This is a genomic window from Caldanaerobius fijiensis DSM 17918, assembly GCF_900129075.1.
Classification (GTDB): Bacteria; Bacillota; Thermoanaerobacteria; order Thermoanaerobacterales; family Caldanaerobiaceae; genus Caldanaerobius; species Caldanaerobius fijiensis.
In genome coordinates, this window is record NZ_FQVH01000018.1 from 31,006 (window position 1) to 53,641 (window position 22,636).

A 22,636-nucleotide genomic window follows, 5' to 3' on the forward strand; every position below is an offset into this window, starting at 1 on the left:
AGATGCAAGTAAGGGTTCCACCACACAACATAGAAGCAGAACAGGCGGTACTGGGTGCAATTTTATTAGATAATGATGTGATTACCGATGTAGTGGAATTATTAAAGCCAGAAGATTTTTACAGGGAATCACATAGCATCATATACAGGACCATATTAGAATTATATGATAAGAATCAGCCTGTAGATTTGATTACGGTAACAGATGAATTAAATCAGCGCAAACTTCTAGATAAGGTGGGAGGAGCCGCATATCTTACTTCATTGGTGGCAGGAGTAACCTCAATATCCAACGTGCAGCATTACTGCAAGATAATTGAGGAAAAAGCTGTCATGAGGAGGCTTATTGTGGCCTCATCTGAGATAATGGATGCAGGATACAGTGAATCTGACGATGTAGAAGGTATATTGGATATTGCTGAACAGAAGATATTTGATATAGCTCAAAGTCGCAACAGGCAGCCGTTTACTCCTATTAAAGATATCCTTATAGAAACTATAGACAGAATCGATGAATTGTATAAAAATAAGGGTAAAATAATAGGATTGCCATCTGGTTTCGTCGATCTGGACATGAAGACATCGGGATTTCAGCCGTCTGATCTCATACTTATAGCGGCGCGCCCGTCTATGGGCAAGACGGCTATGGCGATGAACATTGTAGAATATGTAGCTATAAAACAAAAAGTTCCTGTAATGGTATTCAGTTTAGAAATGTCCAAACAGCAGTTGACGCAAAGGCTTTTATGTTCTCTTTCAATGGTAGACAGCCATAAGTTGAGGATGGGAGATTTGACAGAAGAGGATTGGCCCAAACTGGCTGCTGCTGTTGGCATACTTTCTGAAGCTCCTATATATATAGACGATACCCCTGCTATCACCACTATGGAAATGAGAGCAAAATGTAGGCGCCTGAAGCTGGAAAAGGGACTTGGTCTTGTGGTTATAGATTATCTACAGCTTATGCAGAGCAATAAAAAGGCTGAGAGCAGGCAGCAGGAGGTATCGGAGATATCCAGGTCATTAAAGGCTTTAGCGAGAGAAATAGATGTTCCTGTTATTGCCCTTTCGCAGCTTTCCAGGGCTCCTGAAACCAGATCTGATCATAGGCCGATGCTAAGTGACTTAAGGGAATCGGGATCTATAGAGCAGGACGCGGACATAGTTATGTTTTTGTACAGAGATGATTATTACAATCCTGACACAGATAAAAAAAATATTGCAGAAGTCATTATAGCCAAACAGCGAAATGGTCCAACAGGGACAGTTGAACTGGCGTGGTTGGGTCAGTATACAAAGTTTGCGAATATTGCTAGAAATTTGAAAGAGTGATATTATGGAAGATTGGGAATATCTTAAGCGTATACCTTTATTTAAAGATCTCAAAGAATCTCTTGTAAAGGAGATCGCGAATATTGCTGTTATCAAAAGGGTTAAGAAGGGAACCGTTTTATTTCAGCAAGGAGAACCAGGCGAAGCTGTTTATGTGGTCAAAGAAGGATCTGTTAAGATTTCGATGATGGATGAAGAAGGTAAAGAGTATATTATACACGTAATGAAGCCAGGAGAGGTCTTTGCTGAAGCAACCTTATTTAGCAGCGGGCCTTATCCTGCTGATGCTGAGGCATTGGAGGATTCCATTCTCATCGTGTTGAACAACGATAGACTTGAAGAATTGATAAGATCAAATAGTGAACTGGCTCTTGAACTCATAAAAGTCATGGCCAAGAGATTGCAAGACATAAGTAAACAGATAAATAGTCTTGCACTGAGGGATGCTATAGGCAGAACAATTTCCACACTTATAAGATTGGCGGAAGAAAAAGGAGAAAAGTCTGGCGATAAGATAATGATAAAGGAAATATCCAGGCAGGAATTTGCCAGTATGGTAGGTACGACCAGGGAGACTGTAACAAGGATATTAAATCAGATGAGTAAAGAAAACCTGCTGGAATTGGACAGGCAAAAGATTATTATCAGGGATATAAAAAGATTGAGCACGTATATGAGATAAACTGTATAAGGAAGGGTAGGATAATGAATAAGATAAAATTGGGTTTTATAGGGTTGGGTTATATAGGCAAAATACATGCTATCGCTTGTTTTGCAATGCCATTGGTTTTTCCCGATTTGCCTTTTGAGGTACACTTAGGTCCTGTTTATAAAAGGGATCTTTTATCGCTTCCTCATTTTTTTGAAAAAGGCGTTAAAAGCATAGGCGAGCTCTTAGATGCAGAAGGCCTCACCGCTGTGGATATATGTACGCCTAACTATTTGCATTTTGAAGAGGCTATGAAGGTTATCGATAGAGGTTATGATATATATCTGGAAAAACCTATAGGTTTAAACGGCGATGAGGCGTTCAAAATAAAGGAAGCCGCTATAAAGAAAAATGTTATAAACCAGACTGCCCTTATGTATAGGTTTATGCCAGCTGTAGCTCAGGCCAGGGACATGGTGAAAAACGGAGAAATAGGACAGATTTTAAATTTCAAAGCCATGATGTTGCACTCGGGTTATCTAGATCCCAACAGGCCTATTTCGTGGAAAATGAAAAAGGCTACATGTGGCGGTGGTGCTATTGTAGACATGGGGATTCATCTGATCGATGCCGTGAGATTTATGCTGGGTGAAATAACATCTTTAAGGGCGCAATCCAGGACGTTTTTTAAACAAAGGCCTTCAAAACAGGGGTCAAACATTATGGAGGATGTTGATGTAGATGACTGGACTAATGTGGATGTAGAACTGGAGTCAGGTGCATGGGGTTCTATAGAGGCATCCAGGATTTCTGCTGAAATGGAAGAAGAGACGCGTTTTGAGATATACGGTACAAAAGGGTCTATTATGATATCCACGAAACATCCGGATTATGCTATTTTATACAAAAAACAGGAAAACAGGATGTATTCAGGGATATATGATGGCGAAGGGGCCTTTACAAAATACGTCAGGACTATCTATCCTGGAGAAAAATTTTCTATGGGTTATATGGTAAACATGCACATGGCCAGCCTCATTAATTTTTTCAAAAACATATGTGAGGGGCGAATCGTATATCAGGAAACTCCTACTTTTGAAGAAGCATATAAAGACCAATTGATTTTGGATAAGATAGTTAATGTTTAATAAAATATGGCAGGTGATGTAATGAAAATTACGCGATATGTGTCTAGTGGTATGCTGGAGAATTGCTATGTGGTGGAGGACGAAAACAACAAGGTATGTGCTGTAATAGATCCCGGTGACGTAATTGATGAACTAATTGACCATATAAATGGATTGAATGTCGGATATATAATGTTAACCCATGGCCATTTTGACCACATAGGCGGTGTGCAAAAAATAAAGGCTATAACGTCTGCTCCTGTTGTAATACATAATGGCGATGTAGAAATGCTAAAAGATCCTATGCTTAACCTTTCGGCGCATGTGGGAATGGATATTTCTCTTAAGCCGGATATAGTCCTTAATGGAGGAGAGTTGATAGCCGTAGGTGAAATTACCATTAATGTGGTTCACACCCCTGGACATACGCCGGGGAGCGTCTGCTATGTTTGTGACGGTGTTATGTTTTCTGGTGATACAATTTTTGCTCAAAGCATAGGAAGAACTGATTTTGTGGGCGGAGATAGCAAAAAAATTAAAGATTCTATAGAAATGATGATAAAATTGTATCCTGATGTTATGCTGTATCCAGGACATGGAGAAAGCGCGATGATGAGAGAGTTTGTAAAGAATTGGAGCACATTAAAGCTAATACTTTAATGTGCTCCAACGTTTATAGTATGATTTCCACATGGTATTCTGCAAGCCACGTATTGATCTGGTATAAATAGGCAAAAAGTTGAGCGCTGCCCATGAGCTGGCTAAACCATGCCGGCGTATATTCTGATGCATCTGTGTCTATCAATTCGCGTATTTTTTCAGGATTTATGAGTGGCAATATGGGAGATGTAGGATCTTCTAAAATCTGAGTTACCAGGTTTTTCGTGGCTTTTAAGTAGGCGGGATGGTGTGTTTTGGGGTATGGGCTCTTTTTCCTGTATAGCACCTGATCGGGTAGCAATCCTTTTAAGGCTCTTCTCAATATACCTTTTTCCATATTATCACAAGTTTTCATATCCCATGGTATATTCCAAGCGTATTCCACTATCCTGTGGTCAGCATAGGGTACGCGTACTTCCAGACCTACTGCCATACTCATGCGATCTTTTCTATCCAATAGCATACTCATAAATCTTGTCATATTAACGTAGAGTAACTCTCTCATGCGGTATTCGTGTGGGTTTTCGCCTTCCATATGAGGTACCTCCTTTAGGGCTTCTTTATACCGCATATATACATATTCCATAGGGTGTAATATTTTTACCAGTTCAGGTGATAGCAATGCGCTTCTCTCTTTTAATTTTCTTATCCATGGGAAAGTGTTTAATGCGACAACTTCAGGATTTCTAAACCATGGGTATCCTCCGAATATCTCGTCGGCACATTCCCCTGATAATGCTACCGTCGCACCTTTTTTTATTTCGCGACAGAAAAGGTACAAGGATGAATCTATGTCCGCCATACCTGGCAGGTCTCGTGCTACAACCACTGTCTTCAGAGATTCTACTAATTGCTGGGTGTCTATTATTATATTGTGGTGCTGGGTATTTAGGTATTTTGACATAATTTCTATCCAGTGATTATCAGAATTAGGCTGAAATTCATTTGCTTTAAAGTAAAGATCGTTATCCACATAATCCACAGAATAGGTGTGAATATTTTCCATGCCTGCATTTTTAAGTACATTCTGGGCTATAGCTGTTAAAGCGCTGGAGTCTAATCCACCGGAAAGGAATGTGCACACAGGGACATCTGCTACCAGCTGTCTTTCTACGCTATTTTTTAACAGCCAGCGTACTTTTTCAGCAGTGGTCTCAATATCGTCGGTGTGAGGTTTGCTTTCCAATCTCCAGTACTGGTTTTGATGTACGCCTTTTTGGTCAAATATCAGCCAGTAACCGGGTTTTAACTCATATATGTCTTTAAAGACACCTAGTCCCGGTGTTCTGGTTGGACCCATGGCAAAGATTTCTGCAAGACCTATAGCATCTACTTGAGGTTTTACCAGTGGGTGAGCCAGTAATGCTTTTATTTCAGAGCCGAATATAAACGAATTTTTTCTTACGGTGAAGAAAAATGGCTTGACCCCAACCCTATCGCGAGCTGCAAATAATATTTTCTTTCTATCGTCCCATATGGCGAAGGCAAAAATTCCATTAAATTTGTTTACACACATAGTTCCCCATTCAATGTAAGAAATCAGGAGTACTTCTGTATCTGAACGAGAGTGGAATGTATACCCTCTACACTCCAATTGCTGGCGCAGATCGTTGGTGTTATAGAGTTCACCATTATATACAATGGTATAATCAGCATTGTTATACCTTCTCGTCATAGGTTGCTTTCCTCCTGCCGGGTCCACCACTATAAGCCTTCTATGGGCAAAGGCAGCGTGTGGTGAGAGAAAAATCCCTGATTCATCAGGTCCACGATTTGCTAATGTTTCACCCATTTTTTCAAGGATGGTTCTTTTATCACTCAAATTTTGTTCATAATCAACCCATCCAGCAATTCCACACATGATATATCCTCCTCAATTGAATATTTTTTTCATTTATTAATGATTTCTAATTATAAGATATGACTTAGGACAGAAAGTGTTACAAACAAGCAGTGATAATTAGTTTTACTATCAAAATGATTATGCTATAATATTTATTACAACTTATGTAGGGGGTATCTATGAAATGGGAGAAAGCTTGAGCGAAAAAGCTTATAAGAACAGGTATCTGATATTGTCGGCAGTGCTCATAGGTTCGATGATGGGACCGCTGGATGGCAGTGTTGTGAATATAGCTATGCCGACCCTACAGCGCTATTTTAATGTGGACGTGGGAACGGTAAGCTGGGTATCGATGTCTTATCTTCTGGTGCTGAGCAGTATGTTATTGACCTTTGGTAGATTGGGAGATATGCTGGGGTACAAACGGTTATTTCAGATAGGAATGATTTTGTTTGCTGCCTCTTCGGCGGTATGTGGTCTGTCGCCTAATATAGGTGTTCTGGTAGTGGCAAGGGGGGTACAGGCATTAGGAGCCGGTATGATGATGTCCATGGCGCCTGCTATAATTACAAAAGTATTTCCTCCTGCAGAGCGGGGTAAAGCACTGGGATTTAACGCTATGGCAGTGGCCGTGGGTCTGGCGGTCGGCCCTACTATCGGAGGTTTACTGATATATGCCTTTTCGTGGAGGGCTATATTCTATATAAACGTACCTATAGGTATCATAGGCTATATATGGGCTGAAAGAGTAATAATTGAGGAACACAAAGTAGTAAAGGAACGCTTTGATGTCATAGGTGCTGCTACTGCATTTGTATTTTTAATATCCCTGCTCATGTATATAAGTAAAGGCAACGCTTTTGGTTGGACATCTCCAACAGGCATAACACTGATTATTGTTGCGGCGATTTTTTTATGTGCGTTTATATATGTAGAAACCCATGTAAACGAACCCATGCTGGATTTTTCACTGTTTAGAAATAGGCTGTTTACGGCAGGCAATTTAAGTGCCCTCTTTAATTTTATGGCGCAATTTGTTATGACATTTTTAACGCCGTTTTTTCTGACGTATAGAGGATTCTCTACAGAAAAATTAGGGTTGATTATGACCGCGTTTCCTCTTACGGTATTTGTGGTTGCTCCTATTTCAGGAATGCTAACGGATAAAATGGGTTCAAGGATTTTGAGTACCATAGGCGCTCTTATATGCTCTGTTGCTCTTTTTTTGATGAGTACTTTACGTAATACATCTGGTGCTATAGATGTTATATGGAGGCTTGCCTTATTCGGAATAGGAAATGGCATGTTTCAATCCCCTAATAATACGGAGATAATGGGAAGTGCGCCAAAAGAGAGATTGGGCATTGCATCCAGTGTGTTAGCTACCATGAGAAATGTAGGTATGGTGCTGGGTATTGCTATTGGTGGGGCTATATATACGGCGCGCAGGGCGTACTTTTTAAATGTATTAGGTTTTGGAAGTGCGGCTGCTACGCTGTATGGACTTAAAGACGCATATGTCGTGTCTGCTGCCATAGGTATTATAAGCGCCGTATTATCGTTTGTAAGGGGAAGTAGGGATATATTGTCTAAATGACAGACTGTTGTGGTATAATTTTACGGGGAGGTGATATTCTTGAAATTAATTTTTTGCGGCGGCGCCATGGAAGTTGGTGCATCCTGTTATCTTGTGAGAGTGGCTGGGAAAAATATTTTGCTGGATTGTGGCATCAGGATGACGTCAAACAAAGATTCGTTACCTGATTTTAGCCTTATACAGGACAATGGTGGGGTCGATGCTATTTTTATAAGCCACGCCCATATAGACCATACAGGTGCACTTCCAGCTATAAGCAGACAGTATCCCAATGCCAGGATATACATGACACAGCCTACAAAAGATCTGGTGAGGGTTTTGCTTTACGATAGTCTCAAGATTATGGAAAGAGAAGCGGAGATACCCATATACACTGAAAATCACGTTATTGATATGCTGGATAGGGTCATGTGCTATTCGCCCCACGTAAATATAAAGCCTTTTGACGACTGCGACATCACAGCTACTTTTTATAGTGCAGGGCATATATTAGGAGCGGCCTCATTGTATTTAAAAACCCCTGAAGGCAGCATATTTTATAGCGGGGATTTCTCAGGGTTTAAACAGAATGCTATAGAAGGTGCTTCAATACCAAGGCTCAGGCCTGATATAGCTATCATTGAGTCTACGTATGGCGATAGGTTGCATGCAAACAGGGAGATGGAAGAAAAAAGATTGATAGATATGGTAAGGAATGTAATCAGCAGAAAAGGCAATGTATTGATACCTGCTTTTGCCCTGGGGAGAGCTCAAGAGGTCATACTTATCTTAAGGAGAGCAATAGCTAAAAAACAGTTACCTGATACTGAGATATATGTGGACGGATTGGTAAAGGATATATGCAGGGTTTATATGCAAAACCCCAATTACCTTAGGAGTCAGTTGGCTAAGAAGGTTTTAAAGGGCAACGACATCTTTTTTAATGATACCATTCAAAAAGTAACTTCATCAACTATGAGGGATGATATCATTAAAAAAGATGGTGGTTGTATCATAATATCCAGTTCAGGGATGCTTACGGGTGGGCCAAGCCAGATATATGCGCAGAAGTTTGCAGGTGGCGAGAAAAATTTTATAGCTATAACGGGGTATCAGGACGAAGAAGCTCCGGGTAGACAGCTGGCAGATCTGGCAGAAGGCAAGGTGGAGGACAGGGTCATTAAGATTAATGATATTAACATCAATGTCCACTGCGATGTAGGTAAATATGCCCTTTCAGCTCACGCAGATATGATGGAGATATTGGGCCTTTTAGGAAAGCTGCGACCAAAGTCTGTTATACTGGTTCACGGTGGACCTGATGCCATTACAAAATTGGGGCAGGAGGTCATGAAGGAATTTAAAGTAAATGTTTATACCCCTCAAAACGGAGATGATATTGAGATACAGGTGGAAAAACCTCGAAAACAAGTGGCTGATATCGTATATCCTTCCATGAAAGCGGATATTCCGCTAGACGAGAAAAACATGGAAGAGCTCTGGAGGTTTATTTATACAAATATAGGATCTGGAGCTGCATTGAGCGCCCAAGATATTGCCCATATCTGGGGGTATGAGGAGCAGAGTCTGGAAGAAATAAGTGATTTATTGGATAAATCTATTTATTTTGATCACGACAGAAAAATGATGTTTTTGTATCACGCTTTAGACCTTGCTGCCATTGAGGATAGGAAAAAGCCCAGGATCATGGAAGTAAATAAAATGCTGGAACTGGCAAATCAATACTTTACATCTGAAATGGGCGTATACCGGATAGGTGCCAGGCAGGATGAGAGCTGTGCTTTAGTTTATTTCAATTTTCCAGATGTGGCGAAAAATAGGTATCAGGATTTATTTCAAAAATTCCAAGAGGAGACTGGCTGGAAGGTAGAGATAAATCAGAATATAAATACATCGGCTATAAATAGAGAAATATTGAAGGCATTGCCAGCAGGTGTAACCCCTGTGGGTAAAATCTCTTACGATATCTTTAGAAAAGTAGTTGAAATAAAAATTGATCAAAGCCTGGGAGATCAAGAGTTGAAAGATATAAAAGAAAGATTTAAAAACGGCACAGGAATGGATTTATTTATAAATCATCCAGGAGATGCACAGCAAGAGGTAATAGATAAAAGTCATCAGAAAACTATCGATAGCAAAATGATGGAACAAAATGCGGCATTAAACCTTATAGATCAGGCTTTTAAAGATTATCCTCACAGGCCCTATAAAAAGAGCATAAAGTCAAAAGGCGGGACGAGGTATATAGAGCTATCCTTTATATCAAAACCTGTAGGAGAAAGATATACCTCGCTTATAAGAGAACTGGAGGATAAGACGGGATGGGCCATAACGATTTCATCATCGTGCAATCAGGTAGAAATTTTAAATATTGTGACCACATTATGCGAAAAAAAGGGGATTGCTTTAAGGAAAAACCCCAGCATATACCTCGATTCTATGCAAATAAAGATATATCCCGTGGAACCTTTAAATAGCGATCTCATAGAAAGTCTATCAGAATCGCTTAAGGAACTCACAGGGTTTACTGCTATAGCGTAAGTTGAAAGTATTTTTTTAAGCCATTGTACAGTGCCTGGGCCACCTTTTGCTTATAATCTACATCGCGAAGATGTCCTTCGTCTACTCTGTTTCTTATGCAACCGGCTTCAACCAGTATACCAGGATTGCCGTAAGATAATCTATTTGTGTTTGCCGCGTGGATACCAAGACTATCCAGCGGCAATTTTTCTTTCATAGCTGAATGTACGGCTTTAGCCAGGTTAAGACTTTCCTTTGATGATGGATGATAATACACTTTAAAACCTGATACCTTTGGATCGTCGATAGTGGTACCAATACATATCAATATTCCTGGAGGCAGTTTTAAAAGTTTTTCTGTTCTTTCAGCTAAGCTTATAGGTTTTTCGTTTATTATGGTAACATTGCTGCGCATGAGTTTTAAAAGAGTATATAGATTTTTTGAAATTTCCAGCGTAGGTTTTTCTTCTTTCAGGCTGGTTGGACTTATAGCTTTGGGGTTGCGGGACGGCTCTAAGTATATTACCTTATTCTCAAATAGGGGAATAAGTGGAGATCTGTCCACATAAAGGTATACCCGCGAAGGCAAACCCGGCGTCACTTGAATGGTATATCTGGAACTATGGACAAGGTGAATTATTGCATCGATTACATTACTCTTTGAAGATTTTAATTCTAAAAAATCAATGGTACTGTCTTTTATGTTGAAAATACCTTCGGGCATGTTGAATTTACAAGGGGAAAATTCTATTTTAATGATTTTATCGAGGCTTTTATCCTTTACCACAGGCAAACCGGTAAATTCAAAGACAATTCTGGATTTTAACTGATTTACAGCTTCCCGGCACGATGAATAGGTATCTGTTACTAAATTCGTTAAGAAAAATATTGATTGCAATTGTTTCGCCTCCACTTAAAAACCTGATGGCATTTATAGTATATTTATATTCACAGTATGTGGCTTGATATGCATATAATTATGTGAAGGAGTGAGATTATGTTGAGCATAATTCCTATAAGGACACATATTATAACCGAAAAAGATGACATAGTGGAGGTTGTGTATAAGTACACCCACAATATAGCAGAGAAAGGCGACCTTATAGCCATATCAGAGAGTGTTGTAGCCATAACACAGGGTAGGGCTTATATACCGGAAACCGTAAAAGCGGGTATGATGGCAAAATTTTTATGCCGTTTTCCAAAAAGATATGGGTCATTAACTTCTCCTGCTGCATTTCAGCTGGCGATTGACGATGTGGGAAAAATAAGAATTTTATTGGGGGCTTTAGCTGGAGGAGTAGGTCGGCTATTGGGAATAAAAGGCTGGTTTTTCAGAGTAGCAGGAAAACAGGTAGTCATGATAGATGATGTTGCAGGTACTATGCCGCCGTATCACAGGCACATTATTTTAGGCCCTAAAAATCCTGATAAAGTGTGTCAGGCGATAAAAGAAAGAATGGGAATTGATGCGGTAATCGTTGATGCCAATGACCTGGGCTATGTAGATGTCATAGGGGCATCAAAGGGTGTTATTGCAAAAGAGGTTGAAAGACTGTTGAAGAGCAATCCATCGGGCAATTACGAGCAGCAAACTCCTATTGTGATAATAAAGGATTATAAATCAACTTTAACAATAAATTAATGTCATTTTAATTTAGTATGTGATAAAATATATTTGAAATAAGCAGTAAGGGGGAATTCGGTGTCTAGATTTATAAATGCTATCAGCAAGTCCGATATAAGGTTGTTTTACGTTATCAACAAGAAAGTAAAGTGTAAACTTTTAGATAGGGTAATGCCCGTTATAACGAATCTAGCAGGTCCGCTGGTAGTTATTCCTATTACGCTATTTCTTTATATTTTAAGTAAGGAAAATATGTTATTGAGGAGAATGGCATTGGAGTCGATGTTATCACTTTCCGGCAGCCATCTCGTTGTTCAAGCCCTTAAACATGCGGTCAGCAGAGAAAGGCCTGGCTTTGTACTCGACGATGTATATACATTTAAAGACTTTTATGATTATTCATTTCCTTCAGGTCATACCACGGCTGCCTTTAGTATGGCTATATCTACATTCATTTTTTACCAGCCTGTTGGTATGTTGTTGATTTTTGTAGCTTTTATGGTGGGTATATCCAGGATGTACATCGGCGTGCATTACCCTTCAGATGTCTTAATAGGGGCAATACTAGGTACAATTTTTCCTCTTGTCATACATTCGATTTTGACTTAGATTAGAATAATTAAAGGGGTTTTGAGATTTGGAAAGTGTAAAGATAAAAACGGCTAATTATTTTTACCTGCTGATTTTAGTATTGTTGTCTACCGCTGGTGGGTATGTACAGCTAAAAAATATATTTTCAGGACTTATAATAACTGAATTTGGATTTATCCTCTTGCCTATCCTTGTTTACCTTTTTGCCAAAAGATATGATGTAAAAAGTATACTGAAAATTAGAAGGATAAAAATTAGCTATATTTTATTTGCAGTTATAATCGCATTGGTAGGGTGGGTAGTATCGGAAGCCATAAGCGTGATATGGTTATTTCTGGCCGGCAGATGGATAGTTGTTCCTCCAAATCCTATTCCTGCACCCGAAAATACGCGCATATTCATTGAAGAGATAATAACAGTGGCATTTAGCGCAGCTGTATGCGAAGAGCTTTTTTTTAGAGGCTTTTTCATGACAGCTTATGAGAGAGCAGGATCCAGGCGAGCGATTGTGATGTCAGGTATTTTTTTCGCATTATTGCATATGAACCCCGCTTCTATACCAGCTATAGCCTTTTTGGGCATACTGTTCGCTTATTCAGTATATAGAACGGGATCTGTCTTTATGAGTATGATCATACACTTTGTCTACAACTTTATGAGTGTCAGTATAATGAAGCTAGCAGGAGGAATAGAGCAGCAAGCAACATCAATCCCTTTAGAGTCAGCTATTGCATGGCTGGTATTAGGGGTAATGGCATTTTTAGTCCTTGTGAAATTGTTAAAGAAGTTAGATGCTGTTACAAAGCCGGAGTATAAACCGGCAGTGGGAGGTACTGCCGATTTTCTCCGCTGCTCCATCGGTCATTGGCCTATTGTTTTGAGTATTATCCTCATCTTTGGTCAGATTGTTTTACTTCGCGTGTTTAAATTTTGACGGCACTGTGTCGTCGTTTTTTTATGAGATTTTCTGTTCGATATTTTTCGTTTTGTATGAATCAAGGTACATTTCTCCAACTTTATATATATCTCCCGCTCCCATTGTCATGATAATGTCTCCCTTAGTGGCTTTTTGCCGGAGGGAATTTACCACCTCATCAAACGTCTTTACATACTCGGCATCAATACCCCTTTGTCTTAGTAAATCTACCAGCATTTTTGAGTTCACAATGCCGTTGTCTTTTTCCCTGGCGGCGTATATGTCTGTAATGATTACATGATCTGCGCAATCAAAGGCTTGAGAGAATTCATTTAGTAGTGCCTTTGTTCTGCTAAAGGTATGGGGTTGAAATACGCATACTATCCTCTTGTGAGGATAATTTAAGGCAGCTTTTAGAGTAGCCTTTATCTCAGTGGGATGATGGGCATAGTCGTCTATCACAGAAATCCCATTTATATTGCCTTTGTATTCAAACCGTCTGTGAGTTCCCCTGAAATCTTTTATAGCTTTTTTTACAATATCCATATTGATGCCAATAGTAATCGATGCAGCAATTGTAGCCAATGCATTATATACGTTGTGTTGCCCCGGTACTGATAATTTAAATTTGCCTAAATTTTGTCCATTATAAAATACGTCAAATTCCGGGTAACCATTAGAGTTAAATGTTATATTTTGTGCGGTATAATGCGATGGCCAATTTATCCCATATGTGATTATATTTCTATCTTTAACCCTTTTTAATATATCACGTACGTGCTCATTATCATTACATGCTATAATATAGCCTGAGTCCGGCACCAATGATATAAATTTTAGAAACGATTCTTTTATCTGGTTTATATCCTTAAAATAATCCAGATGGTCGCTATCAATATTTAATACTATTGCAATATAGGGATAAAATTTAAGAAAACTATCATAGTATTCACAAGCTTCTGTTAAAAAGTAAGGGCTGTTTCCTATCCTCACGTTGCCACCTATATCGTCTATTTCGCCCCCTAATAATATCGTGGGATCTAATTCGGCCTGCTGCATGGTTATGGCTAGCATGGATGTTGTAGTGGTTTTGCCGTGGCAGCCGGCAACTGCGATGCCATAGTTGTAATTTTTCATTAAAGAGCCTAAAAGCTCTGCCCTATCTATAATGGGTATGCCAAGTTCTTTTGCCTTTAATATTTCAGGATTATCATTTTTTACAGCGGCTGTGTGAACTATTAAATCAGCGCCTGTCACGTGGGAAGGATCGTGACCGAGGTAAACGATAATGCCATCTCTTTTCAGCTTTTCGGTTATATTTGAAGATTTGATGTCACACCCGCTTACATTGAAGCCTTCTTTAAACAGGATCTCAGCCAATCCGCTCATGCTTATGCCGCCTATTCCTACCATATGTATGTTTTTATATTTATTTAAATCAATAGACATTATTAGTCTCCTTTCACGTACTGATAATTTTAATTATTACCAATTTCGCTGATGGTATAACAAAAAGACTCATATACAATTATATCATATGATAAAAAATAATTTGTAGTTTCTTTATTTGGTAAAATATTTGTGATAATATTAAAGAGAAATTAGTGAGCGGAGGTTTAGGGTTGAAACGGGCAGAGCGAATTGCAGCGATCACCAAGATTTTATGTGAGAGTCCTGGGAAAATACATACCATAAATGAGTTTTCCGAGATGCTGGATAGTGCCAGGTCATCCATAAGTGAGGATATAGACCGGATACAAGATGCTTTTGAAAAATTACATATGGGGAAAATAAAAACTATTCCAGGTGCAGCTGGCGGTATCCAGTATATACCATATATTGATATTAAGTATTATGAAGGATTTGTAGAGCAACTTTGCAAGATATTTTCACAAAAAGAGAGGATTATATCGGGAAATTTTATATATACTACAGATGTGATATATAATCCTCAGCTGGTGGATAAAGTTGCACAGATCCTGGCTTATTCATTTTTAAATGTGCAAGCAGATTATGTGGTCACTATCGAGACAAAAGGTATACCTATAGCTTTTGCTGTTGCCAGATTGCTTAAGTTACCCTTGGCCGTTATCAGGCAGGAAAACAAGGTGACAGAAGGACCTGTCGTAAGTATAAACTATGTGTCGGGTTCTACAAGGAACATAAGGACCATGTATTTATCAAAGAGATCGATAAAAGCCAACTCTAATGTTATTATTATCGACGATTTTATGAAAGCCGGGGGTACAGCTAAAGGTATTGTGGATATGATGAAAGAATTTGATTCCAGGGTGGTGGGAATAGGCGTCTTTATAGCCACAAAATATCCTACCGAAAAATTAGTTTCTGATTACGTCTCTGTTTTGCAGCTAAACGCTGTTGACGAAAGAAAGGGGATAATCGATATACAAAGCGGCGATTGGGTAAAAAATTTTAAAAAAATAGAGGATTTTCAGTTAAAATGAAGAATATATAGTGTAGACAGAGGACGGAAGGTGGTGAACTTCTTGAATATCACTGATGTGCGAGTCAGAAAGATAGCAAATGAAGGCAAGATGAAAGCGGTGGTTTCTGTTACTTTTGACGACGAATTTGTGGTCCATGACATAAAAGTGATAGAGGGGCAAAATGGTCTATTTATAGCCATGCCGAGCAGAAAATCACCTGATGGAGAATTTAGGGATATAGCTCATCCAATAAATGCTGAGATGAGGGCGAGATTGCAAGATGCTATTATAAATGAATACAATAAAGCAAAGGATGTGAATAACCAATAAATTAACGAGAATAGGGAAAAATAGGGGACAATGTCCCTTTATTTTTTTATTTTTTTGTATACAATTTAGAAATATAATATTATAATTATCTATGGACTATTAATGAGGAAGGTTGATAAGATGATGCATGCTGTGATTTTAGCGGCAGGAATGGGTACAAGGATGAAATCAAAGCATCCAAAAGTCATTCATCAGATTCTTGGTAAGCCTATGGTTGAATATGTCATAACAGCTGTCAAAAAGGCCGGGGTAGAGCACATTACGCTGGTTATAGGGCACAAGGCCGAAGAGGTAAAAGAGGCCGTGAGGTCGGATGTCGATTTTGTGCTTCAGCATCCGCAGCTGGGGACGGGGCACGCTGTAATGGTCGCCCAGGGGAACTTGCCTGACGAAGGGGAAGTTCTTATATTGACAGGGGATACACCTTTAATTACGCCAGAAACCCTTGATAAAGTAATAAGGTACCACAGGGAAAATAGATATGCTGCTACTGTTATTACGGCTATGCTGGAGGATCCTTCAGGGTATGGTAGAATTGTAAGAGATTCCAATGGAGATATCATCAAGATTGTAGAGCATAAAGATGCATCTCCTGAAGAATTGGCCATATCCGAGATTAATGCTTCGATGTATTGTTTTGATGTAAAAAAACTAAAAGAAGTGTTGGGTCAACTTTCTAACGATAATGCCCAGGGCGAATATTATTTAACAGATACCATTGCTCTCATGAGAGAAAAAGGCTATCGAATTGGAGGGTATGTAGCTGATTCTGAGGAAATACTGGGCATAAACGATAGGGTGCAGTTATACGAAGCGTCTAAAGTGATGAGGAAGCGTATATTGAGGCAGCATATGCTAAATGGTGTAACTATTATAGACCCTGACAGTACCTATATAGGTCCTGATGTAAAGATTGGTCAGGATACGGTTATTTATCCCGGTTGTGTCATGGAAGGCGATGTAGAGATCGGCGAAGACTGTTACATCGCGGGGTCGAGACTCATTGATTGCAAGATCGGCAAAGGATGCAGTATATTAAATTCGGTGATAGTATCTTCTGAAGTAAAGGACCATGTAAATATGGGCCCCTTTGCCTATATAAGGCCGGAAAGCGTCATTGGCAATAATGTTAAGATCGGGGATTTTGTGGAGATCAAGAAATCCATTATAGGGGATGGGACCAAAGTACCACATTTGACCTATGTAGGCGATGCTCAGATAGGTTCTCAATGTAACCTTGGTTGTGGAACTATTTTTGTAAACTATGATGGGAGGGTAAAACATAAAACTATTGTGGGCGACCGTGTCTTCATTGGTTGCAATACGAATTTAATAGCACCTCTATTGATTGAAGATGATAGTTATATAGCTGCGGGCTCTACGATTACGGATAATGTACCTAAAAAAGCCCTGGCCATAGCCAGAGAAAGGCAAGTAATAAAAGAAGGCTGGGTAGAAAGGAAATTTAATAAACGGGAGGATAATTGATGAACGTACAAGGGAGTAAAATAAAGATTTTTTCCGGCAATGCCAATAGGGAACTTGCAAAGGCTATTGCCGAAAATGTAGGTGTACCTCTTGGCGATGCTGAAGTCAAAACTTTTAGTGATGGAGAGATATGCGTAAAAATCAATGAAACGGTGAGGGGAGCCGATGTCTTTATAATTCAACCCACATGTCATCCCGTAAACAATAACCTCATGGAGCTTTTGATCATGATCGATGCGTGTAAAAGGGCATCTGCAGGAAGGATCAATGCTGTCATCCCTTATTATGGGTATGCAAGGCAGGATAGAAAGGCAAGGGCGAGGGACCCTATCACGGCAAAACTGGTTGCAGATTTGATCACTGTAGCCGGCGCTGATAGGGTTTTGACCATGGATTTGCACGCGGCTCAGATCCAGGGCTATTTCAACATACCTACAGATCATTTATTGGGCGCACCCATACTGTCAAAATATATTATCAATATGAATATTAAAAATCCCATTGTGGTATCACCTGACCACGGAAGTGCCGGGAGGGCCAGAAATTTTGCTGAAAAACTGGACTGTCCTATGGCGATCATCGATAAAAGGCGGCCTAAAGAAAATGTAGCAGAGGTTATGAATATCATAGGTGATGTAAAAGGTAAAACAGCTATTTTGATAGACGACATGGTCGATACCGCGGGTACTCTTACCCTGGCTGCTGAAGCGTTAATAGAGAACGGCGCTGTAGAGGTATACGCTGCTGCAACCCATGGCGTTTTATCGGGACCGGCTATAGAGAGGATAGAATCATCTCCGATAAAAGAGTTAATAATAACCGATTCTATTCCATTGCCTGAACACAAGAGATCGCCGAAGATCAAGGTGGTCAGTGTAGCGCCGCTGTTTGCTGAAGCTATTGTAAGGATTTATGAAGGAATGTCTGTGAGCAAATTGTTTGAATAAGAAGAGCCCTAAAGAGAGGGCTCTTCTTAAATTTTATACCTTTTCTTATCATTTAAATAACGAACTTTTTTGATATAAAGTCATATCTTATATTAAAAAATGTATAAAAAGTGTTTAAATACTGCGACTTATATAGCAGAAATTGAATAATGGAGGGGTATTTAATGTTAATATATTTAGATCCCGGGCATGGCGGTTCGGATCCAGGGGCTTCAGCTAATGGTATGCTTGAGAAGGATATAACGCTTAAATTAGCGAAAAAAATTCGAGAAAATTTAGTAGAAAAATATGAAGTGAATGTGGCATTGACAAGAGAAGATGATAAAGATGTGAGCCTCAAAGATAGGGTGGAAATGGCCAATAAAGCAGAGGCAAATTTTTTTCTATCGCTTCATGTTAATGCAGGGGGTGGAGAGGGATACGAAGATTATATCTACAGCGGCCTAAGCGCCCTTTCTAAAACTGCTGCATTAAGGGAGATCTTACACAGCGTATTAGCCAATTTTTATACAGGTTATCGCTGCGTTGATAGGGGCATGAAAAAAGCCGGTTATTATGTGTTAAAAGAGACAATTATGAGCGCTGTTTTATGTGAAAATCTCTTTATTGACAATGCATATGATACAAAGCTATTAAAAGATGAAGTATTTATTGAAAATTTAGCAAGAGCATATACAGAAGCTATTGCTATGACATTAAATCTCGATAAGAAAGTTAAGTTATTATATGCTGTACAGGTAGGTGCGTATTCCAGTATTGTTTATGCTTCAAGGATGGCAAATGAACTTAAGTCAAAAGGATATGATGCTATTATAAAAGAGATACCAGCTCAATGATAGCGATAAGAAAACCAACTGGCCATTACGATTATGAAAAAACTTTTTATCATTGTTGGTATAAGTCTTAGACTTATACCAACAATCTCATCAGCAGCTTCGATAGAATGTGATGGTCATATTTCCTTTTTATAATTTACCGTAGCCACGGTAGATATACCGCCTCTGGCATTAAATTCGGCTGTTACAGTCATTTCTATTGGATCTAACAAATTCTTCAAGTCGTTTAATATTCTGTTTACTACATGCTCTTGCAATATGCCTACATTCCTAAAAGAGTTTAAGTAGTATTTAAGGGATTTTAACTCTACCAGCTTGTCAGATGGTATATACTTTATAGTGATTGTACCAAAATCCGGAAGACCGGTCCATGGACATACTGATGTAAATTCTGGCTCAATATATTTGACTTCTGTATGGCTATCTGGATATTCAAAGGGTATTGCCTCTAATATGTCCGTATCTATAGCATCATATCCGTCTATATCCCATCTTTTATCATATTTAGACATTATCACATCAGACCTTTCAAAAAATTGATTTTATATTGCTTTTAGGCTATATACATGACCCTACGACTACTAACACAATAAAATTATATAAAAGATAGTTTTAATGTGCAAGCGTGAAAAATATAAATCTTGATTTGTAATTTATAACCTATTTGTAGATATTGTAAATTATGAATTGAGCAGCGGTTTTTGTTGCAGAACATGACGGATTTTGCTATACTATTATCATAATTATCATAATAGAGGTATGGTAGATTTTATATTAAGAAGGGCTTTGGAATAAACAATATTTAGTTGGAGGTGAGATTTTAAATGAAGGTATTAGTAACAGGCTTTGATCCATTTGGAGGGGAAAAGGTAAATCCAGCGTTTGAAGTTATAAAGAGACTAAGCAGCAATATTGCAGGGGCTGAAATTGTAAAGTTGCAAGTACCAACGGTATTTAGAAAATCAATTGACGTGACAATAAAAGCTATTGAAGAAGAAAAACCAGATTTTGTTTTATGCATAGGACAAGCCGGTGGGCGATTTGCAATTACAGTGGAGAGGGTTGCGATCAATATAGATGATGCCAGGATACCAGATAACGAAAACAATCAGCCCATAGATACGCCAATTGATCCAGAGGGGGAACCTGCTTATTTTGCCACAATCCCAATAAAAGCGATAGTTGAAGCTGTTAAAAATGAGGGGATTCCTGCGGCGGTATCAAATACTGCTGGAACATATGTGTGCAATCACTTGCTGTATGGAGTTTTGAATTATATAAACAAAAATGATTTGAATATCAAGGCTGGATTTATACATATACCATTTTTGCCTGAACAGGTAGTTGATAAGCCCAATATGCCCTCCATGTCCATTGAAACCATGGTAAAAGCTATTGAAATTGCAATAACTACAATTGTTGCATCAAAGTAGGAATGGTAAAATACAGTTTTGCTAAACACCAAATTTACTAAAGGAGTGATATGATGATTAAATTGATAGGTGTTTTGATTGTTATTTTAGGGTTTGCCTTTAAATTTGATGCAATTGGCATAGTTATAGTTGCTGGAATAGTAACAGGGTTGGTAGGTGGTCTTGATATTGTAAAGATATTAGAAACTTTGGGTTCTACATTTGTAGCAAACAGGTACATGTCTCTGTTTATAATGCTGCTGCCTGTTATAGCCGCTTTAGAGAGGAATGGATTAAGAGAAACAGCAACCAAATTCATATCCAAGATTAAACAGGCTACACCGGGTAGAGTGATTTTAAGTTATGGTATCATAAGAATAATAATTGCAGCTTTTAATATTAGTCTGGGTGGAGTTGTAGGCTTTATAAGACCTGTTATTCAACCTATGGCTGTTGGTTCCATAGTGAACAGAGCAGGCAAGATAGATGAAGAGGACCTGGAAGATATAAAAGCTATGGGAGCAGCGCAGGAAAATGTATCCTGGTTTTTTGGACAGGTTTTATTTATCGCGGGTGCAGGAATCTTATTAGTTAAAAGTACACTTGATCAACTAGGATATAAAGTGACGCCTCTTAAAGCGGTGGAAGCAGAAATACCTGTGGCAATATCTGCGATGATAGTTAGTGCTATATTTTTATATATCAGGGATAAAAAATTTATTAAAAAGTATTTTAAAGAAACAAACGTTAGCCAGAGATTAAGCAAAGGGGTAATGTCAAATGACCAGTGAAAACCTTCTTGAAGCAATATATATAATATGTGGCATTGTATCAATCTATGTTGCAATAAAAACTTTAATGGACAGTAAGCACAAATCCAGATATGGCACCACATTATTCTGGGCATCATTAGGAGTTATTATGGCATTTGGAAGATGGCTTCCTAGTATTGTATCGGGTATTCTTGTAATAGTGATGGCACTGCCAGCTATGTTTGGCTTAGTAAAGCCTGGAACAGAAAAGCCCGTAGCAGATGAATACAGGAAAAGGATGTCCGATAAATACGGATATGCGCTTTTTATACCTGCTTTTACTATGGGTATCAGCGCAGTGCTCTTTGCCATATTTACAAAACTTGGGGCTCTTGTAGGACTTGGAATCGGTGCTATAATTGCGGCTATTATTGAAATAGTTATGACGAAAGATACTCCAGCTGTACTTTTAAATGAAGGCAAGAGGATGCTGGACACAGTAGGACCTCTTTCCATGCTTCCGCAACTTTTAGCTTCATTAGGTGCTATATTTACTGCAGCGGGCGTTGGCGATGTAATAGCAAGTGGAGTCAGCAAAATTGTCCCTCAGGGGAATATATTTATTGGGATAGTTGTGTATGCACTAGGTATGGTTATCTTCACCATGATTATGGGAAATGCTTTTGCAGCATTTTCAGTTATAACAGTAGGTATAGGAGTACCATTTGCGATTAAATATGGCTTAAATCCGAATGTTGTAGGTATGTTAGCACTTACAAGCGGTTACTGTGGAACGTTAATGACTCCAATGGCAGCGAATTTTAATATTGTACCTGTTGCTGTACTTGAAATGAAGGATAAATACGGGGTCATCAAAAAACAAATTCCTATTGCTATATCAATGCTTATCATACAGATAATGATCATGTATTTCTTTGGAAGAGCGTAATTTTCACACTTTTATTGACAAATTCTATAAACAGTGCTATAATTGAATTTGCATCAGGTAAAAATGCTATGAGTTAATGATTAATCTTCTTGACATACCCCTTAAAGCTGTGGTATATTAATAAAGCCATCGCAAGAGGGGCAGGGAGACGAAAAAGTCGAGAGATACCCCTTGACAAAGAGACGAAACGATGGTAGAGTATAAGAGCTGTCGGGAGGGAGCAAAAAAGCCCTTGACAGACAGCCAGGTAAGTAGTAAAATAAGAAATCGTCAGCCGAGAGGCTGAGAGAACCTTGCCAATTAAACAGTGAGCGGGATACAATCTGTTTTAGTATATAGTTAAGTATAGCTTACAAGTAGGTGAATCTATATCATACGGAGAGTATGATATAGGGCACATTTTACAAGAGAGTTTGATCCTGGCTCAGGACGAACGCTGGCGGCGTGCCTAACACATGCAAGTCGAGCGGAGGTAGTGGAGCTTGCTCTATTACCTTAGCGGCGGACGGGTGAGTAACACGTGAGCAACCTGCCTTTAAGACCGGGATAACACTTCGAAAGAGGTGCTAATACCGGATAACATTTATACACCGCATGGTGTATAAAGAAAGGGG

21 protein-coding genes and 1 rRNA gene are annotated in these 22,636 nt (G+C 38.9%); 18 read left to right on the plus strand and 4 right to left on the minus strand.

Annotated features, from left to right (window positions below; all coding sequences use genetic code 11):
- The first annotated feature begins 2 nt into the window (after positions 1 to 2).
- The 4 genes from dnaB to BUB87_RS08395 are packed head-to-tail and all read left to right on the plus strand — an operon-like array spanning position 3 to position 3,767.
- Positions 3 to 1,331: a replicative DNA helicase gene (dnaB, locus tag BUB87_RS08380; RefSeq protein ID WP_073344018.1), complete on the plus strand. Its 1,329-nt coding sequence runs from the start codon at positions 3 to 5 to the stop codon at positions 1,329 to 1,331.
- A gap of 4 nt (positions 1,332 to 1,335) precedes the next feature.
- On the plus strand, positions 1,336 to 2,013 hold the full coding sequence (locus tag BUB87_RS08385) for a Crp/Fnr family transcriptional regulator (RefSeq protein ID WP_073344020.1): 678 nt from the start codon (positions 1,336 to 1,338) through the stop codon (positions 2,011 to 2,013).
- A 23-nt stretch (positions 2,014 to 2,036) separates the two neighbouring features.
- Positions 2,037 to 3,128 carry a Gfo/Idh/MocA family protein gene (locus tag BUB87_RS08390; RefSeq protein ID WP_073344023.1) on the plus strand — a complete coding sequence of 364 codons (1,092 nt, stop codon included), beginning with the start codon at positions 2,037 to 2,039 and terminating at the stop codon, positions 3,126 to 3,128.
- A gap of 21 nt (positions 3,129 to 3,149) precedes the next feature.
- On the plus strand, positions 3,150 to 3,767 hold the full coding sequence (locus BUB87_RS08395) for an MBL fold metallo-hydrolase (protein ID WP_073344025.1): 618 nt from the start codon (positions 3,150 to 3,152) through the stop codon (positions 3,765 to 3,767).
- 13 nt (positions 3,768 to 3,780) lie between these two features.
- On the opposite strand, the gene asnB is transcribed toward BUB87_RS08395, so the two are convergent.
- Positions 3,781 to 5,628: an asparagine synthase (glutamine-hydrolyzing) gene (gene asnB / locus BUB87_RS08400; protein ID WP_073344028.1), complete on the minus strand. Its 1,848-nt coding sequence runs from the start codon at positions 5,626 to 5,628 to the stop codon at positions 3,781 to 3,783.
- A 178-nt stretch (positions 5,629 to 5,806) separates the two neighbouring features.
- On the opposite strand from asnB, the gene BUB87_RS08405 reads away from it, so the two are divergent.
- A complete protein-coding gene (locus BUB87_RS08405; protein ID WP_073344076.1) occupies positions 5,807 to 7,207 on the plus strand; it encodes an MFS transporter in 1,401 nt (466 codons plus the stop codon).
- A 39-nt stretch (positions 7,208 to 7,246) separates the two neighbouring features.
- A complete protein-coding gene (locus BUB87_RS08410; protein WP_073344031.1) occupies positions 7,247 to 9,748 on the plus strand; it encodes an MBL fold metallo-hydrolase in 2,502 nt (833 codons plus the stop codon).
- Here BUB87_RS08410 and BUB87_RS08415 read toward each other — a convergent pair.
- Entirely contained in the window at positions 9,738 to 10,625 is an 888-nt protein-coding gene (locus tag BUB87_RS08415; protein WP_073344034.1) for an N-acetylmuramoyl-L-alanine amidase family protein, read from the minus strand. The genes BUB87_RS08410 and BUB87_RS08415 overlap by 11 nt on opposite strands.
- A 99-nt stretch (positions 10,626 to 10,724) precedes the next feature.
- On the opposite strand from BUB87_RS08415, the gene BUB87_RS08420 reads away from it, so the two are divergent.
- From BUB87_RS08420 to BUB87_RS08430, 3 genes are read left to right on the plus strand one after another with little or no spacing between them, the layout of a single operon-like run.
- Positions 10,725 to 11,372 (plus strand): coenzyme F420-0:L-glutamate ligase, encoded by a 648-nt coding sequence (locus BUB87_RS08420; protein ID WP_073344037.1) that lies wholly within the window; start codon positions 10,725 to 10,727, stop codon positions 11,370 to 11,372.
- A 60-nt stretch (positions 11,373 to 11,432) separates the two neighbouring features.
- Positions 11,433 to 11,963, plus strand: coding sequence for a phosphatase PAP2 family protein (locus BUB87_RS08425; RefSeq protein WP_200792785.1), 531 nt, complete (start codon positions 11,433 to 11,435; stop codon positions 11,961 to 11,963).
- Between the two features lie 28 nt (positions 11,964 to 11,991).
- On the plus strand, positions 11,992 to 12,879 hold the full coding sequence (locus BUB87_RS08430; protein ID WP_073344040.1) for a type II CAAX endopeptidase family protein: 888 nt from the start codon (positions 11,992 to 11,994) through the stop codon (positions 12,877 to 12,879).
- A gap of 21 nt (positions 12,880 to 12,900) precedes the next feature.
- Here BUB87_RS08430 and murC read toward each other — a convergent pair whose 3' ends face one another.
- The gene (murC, locus tag BUB87_RS08435) at positions 12,901 to 14,310 is read right to left on the minus strand and encodes a UDP-N-acetylmuramate--L-alanine ligase (RefSeq protein WP_073344043.1); all 1,410 of its coding nucleotides are present in this window, start codon (positions 14,308 to 14,310) and stop codon (positions 12,901 to 12,903) included.
- A gap of 173 nt (positions 14,311 to 14,483) precedes the next feature.
- On the opposite strand from murC, the gene purR reads away from it, so the two are divergent.
- The 5 genes from purR (at position 14,484) to BUB87_RS08460 (ending at position 18,909) form a co-directional block, all read left to right on the plus strand.
- Positions 14,484 to 15,326 carry a pur operon repressor gene (purR, locus tag BUB87_RS08440; protein ID WP_073344046.1) on the plus strand — a complete coding sequence of 281 codons (843 nt, stop codon included), beginning with the start codon at positions 14,484 to 14,486 and terminating at the stop codon, positions 15,324 to 15,326.
- 42 nt (positions 15,327 to 15,368) lie between these two features.
- Positions 15,369 to 15,638, plus strand: a complete 270-nt coding sequence (gene spoVG, locus BUB87_RS08445) for a septation regulator SpoVG (protein ID WP_073344049.1) — start codon at positions 15,369 to 15,371, stop codon at positions 15,636 to 15,638.
- Between the two features lie 120 nt (positions 15,639 to 15,758).
- Positions 15,759 to 17,126, plus strand: coding sequence for a bifunctional UDP-N-acetylglucosamine diphosphorylase/glucosamine-1-phosphate N-acetyltransferase GlmU (gene glmU, locus BUB87_RS08450; protein ID WP_084111063.1), 1,368 nt, complete (start codon positions 15,759 to 15,761; stop codon positions 17,124 to 17,126).
- A complete protein-coding gene (locus tag BUB87_RS08455; RefSeq protein WP_073344055.1) occupies positions 17,126 to 18,073 on the plus strand; it encodes a ribose-phosphate diphosphokinase in 948 nt (315 codons plus the stop codon). Before glmU ends, BUB87_RS08455 begins: the two co-directional genes overlap by 1 nt.
- Positions 18,074 to 18,237: 164 nt before the next feature.
- On the plus strand, positions 18,238 to 18,909 hold the full coding sequence (locus BUB87_RS08460) for an N-acetylmuramoyl-L-alanine amidase (protein WP_073344058.1): 672 nt from the start codon (positions 18,238 to 18,240) through the stop codon (positions 18,907 to 18,909).
- A 116-nt stretch (positions 18,910 to 19,025) separates the two neighbouring features.
- Here the strand turns inward: BUB87_RS08460 and queF are convergent, their stop codons facing one another.
- On the minus strand, positions 19,026 to 19,424 hold the full coding sequence (queF, locus tag BUB87_RS08465; protein ID WP_143156648.1) for a preQ(1) synthase: 399 nt from the start codon (positions 19,422 to 19,424) through the stop codon (positions 19,026 to 19,028).
- Between the two features lie 309 nt (positions 19,425 to 19,733).
- On the opposite strand from queF, the gene pcp reads away from it, so the two are divergent.
- The 4 genes from pcp to BUB87_RS08485 all read left to right on the plus strand — a co-directional run.
- A complete protein-coding gene (gene pcp / locus BUB87_RS08470; protein ID WP_073344061.1) occupies positions 19,734 to 20,342 on the plus strand; it encodes a pyroglutamyl-peptidase I in 609 nt (202 codons plus the stop codon).
- A gap of 53 nt (positions 20,343 to 20,395) precedes the next feature.
- Positions 20,396 to 21,112 (plus strand): DUF969 domain-containing protein, encoded by a 717-nt coding sequence (locus BUB87_RS08475; RefSeq protein WP_084111066.1) that lies wholly within the window; start codon positions 20,396 to 20,398, stop codon positions 21,110 to 21,112.
- On the plus strand, positions 21,102 to 22,022 hold the full coding sequence (locus BUB87_RS08480; protein WP_073344067.1) for a DUF979 domain-containing protein: 921 nt from the start codon (positions 21,102 to 21,104) through the stop codon (positions 22,020 to 22,022). The genes BUB87_RS08475 and BUB87_RS08480 overlap by 11 nt, the downstream gene beginning before the upstream one ends.
- A gap of 401 nt (positions 22,023 to 22,423) precedes the next feature.
- Positions 22,424 to 22,636 (plus strand): 16S ribosomal RNA (locus BUB87_RS08485); the annotation flags it as partial.